11 protein-coding genes and 1 pseudogene are annotated in these 9,875 nt (G+C 43.7%); 4 read left to right on the forward strand and 8 right to left on the reverse strand.

The window, feature by feature from the left end:
* Nucleotides 1–116: 116 nt before the first annotated feature.
* The gene (locus FWF39_RS10700) at nucleotides 117–578 is read left to right on the forward strand and encodes a M56 family metallopeptidase (protein WP_343383431.1); all 462 of its coding nucleotides are present in this window, start codon (nucleotides 117–119) and stop codon (nucleotides 576–578) included.
* 18 nt (nucleotides 579–596) lie between these two features.
* Here the strand turns inward: FWF39_RS10700 and FWF39_RS10705 are convergent, their stop codons facing one another.
* The 6 genes from FWF39_RS10705 to FWF39_RS10730 form a co-directional block, all read right to left on the reverse strand.
* Nucleotides 597–821, reverse strand: a complete 225-nt coding sequence (locus FWF39_RS10705; protein WP_343383432.1) for a sulfurtransferase TusA family protein — start codon at nucleotides 819–821, stop codon at nucleotides 597–599.
* Nucleotides 822–835: 14 nt separating this feature from the next.
* Entirely contained in the window at nucleotides 836–1,186 is a 351-nt protein-coding gene (locus tag FWF39_RS10710) for a DsrE family protein (protein WP_343383433.1), read from the reverse strand.
* A gap of 159 nt (nucleotides 1,187–1,345) precedes the next feature.
* Nucleotides 1,346–2,491 (reverse strand): lysylphosphatidylglycerol synthase transmembrane domain-containing protein, encoded by a 1,146-nt coding sequence (locus FWF39_RS10715; protein ID WP_343383434.1) that lies wholly within the window; start codon nucleotides 2,489–2,491, stop codon nucleotides 1,346–1,348.
* A 237-nt stretch (nucleotides 2,492–2,728) separates the two neighbouring features.
* Entirely contained in the window at nucleotides 2,729–2,878 is a 150-nt protein-coding gene (locus FWF39_RS10720) for a hypothetical protein (protein ID WP_343383435.1), read from the reverse strand.
* A gap of 11 nt (nucleotides 2,879–2,889) precedes the next feature.
* Nucleotides 2,890–4,089, reverse strand: a complete 1,200-nt coding sequence (locus tag FWF39_RS10725; RefSeq protein ID WP_343383436.1) for an ABC transporter permease — start codon at nucleotides 4,087–4,089, stop codon at nucleotides 2,890–2,892.
* 1 nt (nucleotide 4,090) lies between these two features.
* The gene (locus FWF39_RS10730) at nucleotides 4,091–5,107 is read right to left on the reverse strand and encodes an ABC transporter ATP-binding protein (RefSeq protein ID WP_343383437.1); all 1,017 of its coding nucleotides are present in this window, start codon (nucleotides 5,105–5,107) and stop codon (nucleotides 4,091–4,093) included.
* A gap of 90 nt (nucleotides 5,108–5,197) precedes the next feature.
* On the opposite strand from FWF39_RS10730, the gene FWF39_RS10735 reads away from it, so the two are divergent.
* From FWF39_RS10735 to FWF39_RS10745, 3 genes are all read left to right on the forward strand, one after another.
* A complete protein-coding gene (locus FWF39_RS10735) occupies nucleotides 5,198–5,791 on the forward strand; it encodes a PadR family transcriptional regulator (protein WP_343383438.1) in 594 nt (197 codons plus the stop codon).
* A gap of 386 nt (nucleotides 5,792–6,177) precedes the next feature.
* Nucleotides 6,178–8,106: a 2-oxoacid:ferredoxin oxidoreductase subunit alpha gene (locus FWF39_RS10740; RefSeq protein WP_343383439.1), complete on the forward strand. Its 1,929-nt coding sequence runs from the start codon at nucleotides 6,178–6,180 to the stop codon at nucleotides 8,104–8,106.
* Nucleotides 8,096–9,064: a thiamine pyrophosphate-dependent enzyme gene (locus FWF39_RS10745; protein WP_343383440.1), complete on the forward strand. Its 969-nt coding sequence runs from the start codon at nucleotides 8,096–8,098 to the stop codon at nucleotides 9,062–9,064. Before FWF39_RS10740 ends, FWF39_RS10745 begins: the two co-directional genes overlap by 11 nt.
* 84 nt (nucleotides 9,065–9,148) lie before the next feature.
* Here FWF39_RS10745 and FWF39_RS10750 read toward each other — a convergent pair whose 3' ends face one another.
* Both FWF39_RS10750 and FWF39_RS10755 read right to left on the reverse strand, forming a co-directional pair.
* The gene (locus FWF39_RS10750) at nucleotides 9,149–9,523 is read right to left on the reverse strand and encodes a hypothetical protein (RefSeq protein WP_343383441.1); all 375 of its coding nucleotides are present in this window, start codon (nucleotides 9,521–9,523) and stop codon (nucleotides 9,149–9,151) included.
* 248 nt (nucleotides 9,524–9,771) lie between these two features.
* A pseudogene (locus FWF39_RS10755) lies at nucleotides 9,772–9,875 on the reverse strand (IS5/IS1182 family transposase); the annotation flags it as partial.

Genomic DNA, 9,875 nt, shown 5'->3' on the forward strand with positions numbered 1-9,875 from the left:
AAAAAGTGCAAAAAAGTCACCATTGACTTACCTAAACAAGATTTACAAACAGCCAACCAAACCGAAAATCCATAAAACTACATAAACACACATATCCTTACTCAATACCTAAGCTATTGGGAGTTTTGGGACATGAGTTTGGGCACCTTAGGGGTCGAGACCCGCTCATACTCTACGGATTAGTTTCTGCCGAGTTTCTCTTCCGCTTCTATGTACTGCTACCCCTGTTCCCACTAATTTTTACATCGCTTTTATTTTTCGCATACTTTTGGATAATTATGGTCGTGATTTTCTTCATAGCCAAATTCTTCGAAGCCCGAGCAGACTTAATCTCGGCCATGGTAGTAGGTAACCCCAAAATTCTAGCCGAATCCCTTGAAAAAATCGGATTCCAAAGACTACTCTATGAGAGAACCCCCTCCTATCGTATTCAAGAATGGATAGGAATGGATCCGCATCCGCCCATCTATTTCCGAGTAGACCGCCTTGCAAATCTCTCACCCGAAACAATCCGCTACCCCCTAATTCAATCAATCAAAGATGTAACCCGCGGATTCATTGCAACCTTTAAAAGCTAAAAAGGCTAAACTGACACATCAACATTTTTTTATTAATATCTTGAACTCACCATCAGTTTTTTGTGCTTGAACAACTTGGTGCCCTTGATTTTTTACCCACCGCTGCACATTATCAAACTCGAGTTCACCCTCACCTGTAACTTCAAGCAACTGATCAGAAATCATACTATCGAGCTTACGCTTAGTAAAAGCAACCGGAAGAGGACACATCTTACCCCTCACATCAAGCTTTTCAACACTCAACCAATTCACAAGCACTAAAAGGGTATAACTTTGTCACTATTAACCGTCCACTCAACCAAATCATGCACTGTCGCCAGCTTTACACCCTCAATCAGTTCAGTCTCAGATAAGCCGCGCGCTTCTGCACAAACCACACAAGCCTTAACTTCAATACCGCCTTTGAGAAGATCTTGGAGCATCTGCCCATAGTTAACTAAACCCTGAGCAGGTTTTTGCCCTTTCTTGGCAAGATAAACACCATTTTCAAAAAGCCAAATACGGACGCTATGGCCTTCTAAATCGCAGGTAGTGGCAAATCTAAGCGCCGTTAGAGCACGATCTTTGCTATAGGGAGCTTCATAAAGTATAAGCGTAAACGATGCCACACTATTCACCAGATTCTAATGAGGGTATTAGAAAATCAACTATAAAGACGTTATAGTTTAGAAACCAAGCGAGTAACTATTGAACAGATACACTGCCAGTTTACCGACACAACTACAGGCAGGCACGTGAAATAAACAGACTGAGCAGTTAGGGTACGACTACACGGGTGCAGACGGAACAGGAGAGGAGGGTTCTTGGGGTGTTTTGCGTGAGAATATCAGGCTTGTTGATTTGACGATTTGAGGTACGCCTATGAGGTCTTGGAATATTAGCATTAAACGGGCGATGATTGCAAATACAGCCGCTATTTCTAAGGGAACACCAAGCAAACCAAGTATGCCGATAATTCCGAATTCCTGCACACCAATTCCAGCTGGAAGGATTGGAATAAACGCCAAAGCGGTTACTAAGGGGTGAATTAAGAAGAAAGCTATCGGAGATACAGTTGTAATGCCTAGAGCTAAGCCTAAGAAGTACCATTCAAACCCTTTGAGTACCCAGCATACCATCGTTAGCGCAAAGATTTCTGGTATGGCACGTTGTGTGCTGTGTGCGCTTTCTTTGTATTCTTCTAGTTTGCCCATTAAGCCACCAGCGAATCTTTTTATGAATCGCCAGTTTGCGATGCGGTCAAATATTGCAATAGCTCGCTTTGACCATGTAAATGCAGCCAACACAATTGCTCCCAGAAACATCAAGCCTATACCCAACCCGGCTATAATGATGCCGATGTTTACCCCCGCTATGTCTTGTGGAAACATTTCAGTCCATGTTGCCGTTGGAACTGTGTACATTAGAAAAGTCACTGCACCTATACCGCCAGCCACTTTGACAAGGAACTCGATGGTTTGGATGCCTAGAATGCTTGAGAGCCCTTTTGAGGCGGGGACATTTTGGTCTCTGAGGTAAACAGGGGTCAGGATGTAACCTGCGCGTCCGGGGGTGAAGTCACTTGTGAGCATTCCTGCGTACTGTGCAAGAAGACTTTTTCCAAAGGTGGTTTTTACACCGTCTTTGGCTAGGACGCGTCTTAGCCGTATTGTAAAGAATACATTGATTCCAAAGTACATTAAAAATGCCAAAAGAAAGTAGGATACATTCATTTCAAGAATGGTGATAAAGAGGAAATCTATGCCGCGTATGATTGTGGGTTCATCAGGTTTAAAATCTGTTGGAACGGTTGTGCCAATATACCAAAGCAAAACCGCCACAATCGCAACTATAGCAACTACTTGAAGCGTTATTTTTAGAATCCGTTTAGTAGAAGACCTAGTTTTTTGAGAGGGCACATCTGAGTTGGACATTTAAGTTAGAAGTCGTTTTGAGAGTTAAATGGATTGCGGAGAGAGTAACCGTAAGATATTGACTTTGATTTAAGCGCATTAATATGATGGTGAAAGCAGGAAGGCAACAGGGTGTCAGTATTTCATTATAACCCATAGCAAATATCAGTAAATCCGGAATTGGGTATAAATAAGCTAGTTATTTTGGCGCTTTTGATGCTGATTTTAAAAATAGATGATACCGCATAAGAAATGCGGTTATTCGTGTTGTTTTTTTTCTGGGAAGTCTTTGCATTTGTAGATGCGGAGTTGTCGTTGGGGTTCGAGGCGGCATCGTTTGCGGGCGTTTCTGCGCCTTAGCAGGGGTGCCAGTTGAAAAAAAGGGCACCTTGAGCAGAGAGTACTCATTTTGCTGTCTCCTATCGGGTCATCATTTTTCGGAAGACTGGAAGTGCTATGGCTATCATGACTACGCCAAATCCTGTGAGGATTAAGAGTTCAGTGGATATTTGAGATACACCGGCGCCTAGGACCATGACTTTGCGTAGTGCATCGGCAGCGTATGTCAGCGGTAGGAAGTGGCTGATGGCTTGCATGAATCCGGGCATTTGTTGTATGGGGAAGAATACTCCGCTAAGGAACATCATTGGGAACATTAGGGTCATCATGAGCATTTGTGCGGTTTCTTGATCTTTGGTGAATGAGGTTATGACTATGCCTAAACCAACGAAGCTAAATACGCCCAGTAACAGCAAGGCAAACACTAGGAGTATGTTACCTTGTATGGCGACTCCAAATATGCCAATTGCTAGTGCCAGTATAATGGCGCCCTGTATTAGGCCTCGCAGGGTCTGTGCTAGGGTTTTTCCCAGCAGGATAGAGAGTCGGTTAACAGGTGCGACCATCATGCCGTCCATGGTGCCGAGTTCTTTTTCATGGGAAATTGCGACTGGTAAGCCGGTCATGACGCTCATCATAACGGTCATAGCCATAAGGCCTGGTGCGATGAAGTCAAAGTAGCTCGGATTGCCTGGAACTACTCCCTGAGATTGCACTGTTAGGGGTTTTACGACTGCTAGGGCTGTGGTTTGGTTTAGGGTGGGGTTCATCAGGAGTACGTTTTGTTGGGCCATTGCGGTGGACATGCCGTCAAATACGCCTGAGAGAACAGCGTTGATGGTGGCTGATATTTGTGGGTTTGATTGGTCTGTTACGATGATTATGGTTCCCTGCTCGCCGCTTAGGATGGATTGGCTAAAGTTACTGGGGATTACAATGCCTCCGCTGAGTTCTCCTCGTTGGACCAAGTCGGTGACTTCTTCTAAGCTTGAAGCAGTAGTTAGGGTCATCATGCCTGTTTGATCGTTTATGCTCTGCAGGGTGGTGAAGAAGGTTTGGCTTGGCAGATATGAGCCGTTAAAGCCGGCGTCTTCGTTAACCATGGCGATGGGCATGTTGTTTAGGCTTGCGCCGCCGGAGGGATAGATGAAGCCGACCATAACCATCATGAACAGGGGCATCACAATGAGTAGTACTAGGCCCATTCGGTTACGGAATAGTTCCATGAGGTCTTTCCAGGCGATGCGAAGGCTGTGTTTTATGATTGTTTGTGCGGTCATGTTATCTCACCCGTGCTTGTGGTGCACCAAATCGCCGACGTTCTGTTGAAATTTTTTCTGCTACGGTGTCGCGGACGTCGTGTCCGGTTATGTGGAGGAACACGTCTTCGAGGGTTGGTTGTAGGTTAGACATGGAGGTTATTTTGCCGCCGCGTTTGCGTACGAGATCTACTATTGTGTCAAAGGCGTCTTCGCCATGGACGATAATGCGTAGTTGGGCAGCTGTTTCTTGTGTAACTGCGTCTATGCAGTCTAGGGCTTTTATGGCGCTTAGTATATCGGGGGTTAGGTTGGCTATTTCAAGGTTTATTATCATGGTGTCTGCTCCAGAGATGATTTTTTTGAGGTTTGTGGATGTGTCTAGGGCGATGATTTTTCCATGGTCAACAATGGCTATGCGGTCGCAAAGCAGATCTGCATCAACCATCATGTGTGTGGTTAGAACTACGGTTGTGCCCTGTTCTTGGTTGAGTTTTTTTATGAATTCGCGGATTTCAACAGAGGATTGAGGATCCAAACCTAGGGTAGGCTCATCTAGGTAGAGTACTTGGGGCATGTTTAGAAGCGCGCGGATTACGTTCATTCGTTGGCGCATGCCTGTTGAGAAGGTGCCGACTTGAGCGTTTTTAAATTTAGTTAATTTGACAAGTTCGAGCAGTTCGTCGATGCGTTTGTTTAGTGTGTCTTTGGGTATGTTGAAGAGATTGCCAAAGAAGTAGAGGTTTTCTTTGGCGGTTAGGCGGTTGTAGATTATCATTTTTTCGCTGACTATGCCTATGAGTTTGCGGACCTGCATGTCATTTTTTACGGTATCATAACCGCCGATGGTTGCGGTTCCCTTGGTGGGTTGTGATAGTGTACTTAACATGCGAAGAGTTGTGCTTTTTCCTGCGCCGTTTGGGCCCAGAAGACCAAAGATTTCACCCTTTTTTACACTAAAGGATATGTCATCTACTGCAGTAAATTTTCCAAATGTCTTTGTCAAATTCTTAACTTCAATTATGTTGCCATTATCCATGGGATTACCCCCTTTTGAATATTATCGACAGCAATATATTGTGGCAAAATATAAAAGTTGCCTACCAATACTATATAAACCGAACCGAAGTTGAAACCCGAACCCCAAAACGAAGACACACAAAACTGGATCAAAGTAGCCCAAACAGGCTACATACGCATGGGCATTATCATACTCCTTAACAAAAAACCCAGCCACGGCTACGAAATCATGAAAGAAATCGAAAACCGCACCAAAGGCTTCTGGGCACCCACCCCAGGAGGCGTCTACCCCATCCTGCGCGACCTCGAAAAAAGCGGATACATCAAAGGAGACTGGCACACACAAAAAAACCGACAACTCAAAATCTACAAAATAACCCCCTCAGGCGAAATCATCCTCAAACAAGCCATCATAAAACAATCCGAAATCTTTACCAACATGAGCAACCTCTTCACCGAATTCGCACGCGACGTTCTAAACATTGAAACAGCTACACCCCCACCCAACATACCCTCACCACTAAATGCCTTTCTCGATGACAGAAACAAAAACAACGAAACCCTCCAAACCCTAGAAACCCAAAGAAAACATTTCACAAAATCAATCATAACAATGCGACAAAGATTAAACGAAGTAAACCAAAAAATAGCAGAAATAAAAAAACAACAAACATCAGAAACCGAAGAACCATCCCCAACTTAACACAACAAACACCAATTCACCATGGTCAAGAACAAACGGACACAGCAACAATCAAACAAGCGCAAATAACACCTCCACCAACAACTACCATAACTGGCATATCCGATTAATTGGTCATTCACCATATTAACGTTGGTAAGAGATTGAATACAAAATAAAACATCACTGCAAACTGTTTTTTCCGAAACATTAAATTCTATAGAGTCCACTAAAGTATATGGCAGAGGCGAAGCGGGTATATGCAACAATTTTCCGCGGCGCATCCAGCAAACTCAACTATGGAACTTTTGACAAATAAAACGCAGTGCCAGATCAATACGAAATACCCCCTTGTAGAGTATACAGATTCTGCGCTTTAGCCACAAAATAGGTTCAGAGGAAAGCAAATGGTAATTGATAGTATAAACTGGATGGCGGGTGGACCGCAGGGAAGCGGGGTTGATACAGCATCCGCCATATTTGGCAAAGCCTGTGGATATGGAGGCAACTATGTTTTTGGCAGACGAGAATACCACTCCAACATCAAAACAATGCATAGCTACTTTCATCAACGGCTCAGTAAACAGCCCATAGAGGCAAATATTGCAGATGTGGATTTACTGGCAGCCTTTGATGCTGAAACTGTGGTGCGTCATGTTAGTGAAATCGTGAATGAAGGCGGCTTAATCGTAGATTCACGCGACCTCTCAGTTAACACCCTACAAGATATCAAAACATTTAGTGAGGAATACAAAAATCAAATTCGAGATTTTCAAAAAGAGAATGGTGTAGGCGAAACTATTAGCGATTATCTCAATTATGCCAAACAAAGAAGAATACAGGTTTATGCGATATCATACATGGAACTGCTCAAAGAAATCGGAAAAAAAACAGGTATAGAAAATCTAGGCACACTTTCCAAGATGATCAATGTCTTAACTATCGGTGTATCTTTTGCGCTACTAAAGTATGATCGCAAACTTGTGGAAAACGCAATAAAGGCCACCTTCCATGAAAAAATCGTTGACATGAACCTAACAGCTCTAAATCATGCATATGATTATACCGAGAATACTTTTGATGTAAAAGGTTTCAAGTACAAACTGGAACGACACCCCATAAATGAACAACGGATTTTTTTGACTGGAAACCAAGCAGTTGCTATGGGCAAAGTGTTGGGCGGATGCAGAATGCAAACATACTATCCCATCACACCTGCGGCTGATGAGAGCGAATACATAGAAGCCCATGAAATCCTCAAAACCAAAACAGGAAATCAAGAAGCAGTTATCGTGCTACAGACCGAAGATGAAATTGCCGCAGTAAACTCAGCCTCAGGTGCATGTCTAGCGGGTGCAAGAGCCGCAACAAGCACCTCTGGACCAGGATTTTCACTGATGGTTGAAGGATTGGGCTGGGCAGGCAACAACGAAGTACCCCTAGTTATTACCTATTATCAGCGAGGTGGACCCTCAACAGGACAACCCACACGCCACAGCCAGCAAGATCTACGCTTTGCAATACATGCCGCTCATGGCGAATTTGCACGCATAATCGTCGCGTCAGGTGACATTGAGGAGTGCTTCTTTGATGCCGCAGAGGTTTTCAACTTGGCAGAAAAATATCAAATGCCCACAATCCATTTGATTGATAAGGGTATGGCAAACTCGTCACAAACCTATGCGACCTTTGATTATTCTAAAGTAAAAATTGATCGAGGCTTAATTGTAGGCAAAAAAGAACTGGAAGACAAAGACTACAAACGGTTTGAATTTAGTGAAAATGGGATTTCGCCGCGGGCGTTTCTTGGAACCAAAAATGCCATTCAGTGGTATAGCGGAGATGAGCACAATGAGCGGGGCAACATAAACGAGGAACCGCTCAATAGACGCAAAATGATGGATAAGCGCATAGGCAAACTCGAAGTTGTTAACAGAGAAGTGCCGATGGAGTTTAGAGCAAAATTCTTTGGAGACAAAGACGCTGAAAACATTGTTGTGAGCTGGGGTTCGACTAAGGGTGCTATCATAGAATCGCTCAATCAGCTAAGAGAAGAAAACAAAAGTTTGGGTTATCTGCAAATAAGGATGATTCATCCGTTTCCCTCTGCTTATATAAAACAGATCTTGTCAGATAAAAAACGCATTATAGACATTGAAAACAACCATATGGCACAGCTAGGCGGCATAATTGCGGAGCAAACCCAAATCCAACCCAGCCACTACATCCTCAAATATACAGGTCGGCCCATGATGACAACGGAGGTCTATGGAGCCATATTAGCAGTTTTAGAAGATAGAGCGCCCCAACGGCAGGTGTTGATGCTTGGCGCATAAACCATCTGAGTATAAGTCAGGGGTCTATGTGGATTGGTGTCCGGGTTGTGGAAATCATGGTATCGTATCAGCTTTACAGATGGCACTATCCGAATTATCAATAGAACCTCACCAGCTAGTCATAGTCTCGGGAGTGGGTAATGCCGCTAAACTGCCCCACTTTGTCAAAGCCAATGGTGTACATACACTTCATGGCAGATTGTTACCCTTTGTGATGGGTATAAAGATGGCAAATCCTGCGCTGAAAGTCATTGGAGTTGGGGGTGATGGGGATGGATTGGGTATTGGTGCGGGACATTTTGTCAATGCTGGACGACGAAATATCGATATGGTGTATCTTTTGCACAATAATGGGGTGTATGGTCTAACCAAAGGTCAGGCTTCACCTACCCTCAAGTTGGGGTTGAAGACAAAAGCTCTGGCACAACCCAACATCAATGAGCGTCTGGTAGCTATTTCATTAGCAATTGCGGCAGGTTACACTTTTGCGGCGCGCTCGTATGCCTTTGATTTAGAACATCTAAAAGGCACCATAAAAAAAGCCATGGAACATAGGGGTTTAGCACTCGTTGAGATATTGCAACCTTGCCCAGTCTACAATAACATTAACACCAAGGAGTGGTATGCGGGTGAGGATCGCAAAGATGCTCAGGGCAGAGCACAGAGTCGGCTCTACAAACTTCAAAACAGCGGGTTTGATCCAGTTGTCCATGATGAGGACGAAAATTTTAAAAAGAAACTGGCAGGCATTGAGAAAGCGTATGAATGGGGTGAACACATACCTATTGGGGTCTTCTATCAAAATCCACTTGAACCAACTTTTGAGGACCGATTTAGGGACCGCATACCCTTTTATTTGGAGAATCCGCCAGCAAAACAGTTACTAAAAAATACAGATGGCACCTCAACGGTGAATTTGGATAAATTTATAGTAGATTTGAAGACAACACATGAGTAACGATGACATGAAAGTGGACATTTTTATCCACCCGCAGGCATCTCTAAGGGTTCAGGGTAGGCTTTGGATGCTATAACTCTGCTACTATGTTTGTGTTTGTGTAGTCTGTTTGTGTCTTGAAGTTTTTCTTGTATAAATAAGCACAATAACCAACACCGGCAAAGTAGTGCATAGAATAATCACCAAACTAAACTCAAGCAAACTAAACCCTGCTACTATCATCTCAGTTTGTGGTGGTTGTTCTGTTTGTGATGGCTGATCTGAGGTATAGGTTGGGTTGGGTGTTGGTTCAGATTGATTGGAGGCTTCATATTTGTATTCAGGTATAGACACAGTTTTTGTACCACTCCAACCACTCAGCTCATCTACAAAGCGATAGTAAAAAGTAGTCGCAAAAAAAGAATGCCATTCCTCCTTGACGGTAACAGCCGTTGCCTCTACTTGGATATCAATCACCATACCATAAAAATAATTTACCCCAGCTAATAATCCCCCACTACCTCCAATTGTACTTCCTATGTAATCGGGTAGTGGTTCACCTAAAATAAAGGATAGTGTTGTGTATTCAGAACCGGACTGCGCGGGAAATCCGCCGCGTACATCACCACCGATATCTGAGCGGGGAAATATTTCTTGCCATGCATCATCAGCCTCAGAGGTTCCATAATGCCCCTTATACCTAACATTATAATAGACCTCCTCGGGATTTAGTTTTGGTTTTCATGGTTGATTAGACCGCAGATTAGGGCTGCTCGTATTTCGAAACGTTTACGTCTATTGCGATACTTGTTTGCCAAAATTTTAAACACCT

Origin of the sequence: Candidatus Bathycorpusculum sp. (assembly GCF_009778815.1) — an archaeon.
Taxonomy (GTDB): domain Archaea; phylum Thermoproteota; class Bathyarchaeia; order Bathyarchaeales; family Bathycorpusculaceae; genus Bathycorpusculum; species Bathycorpusculum hydrogenotrophicum.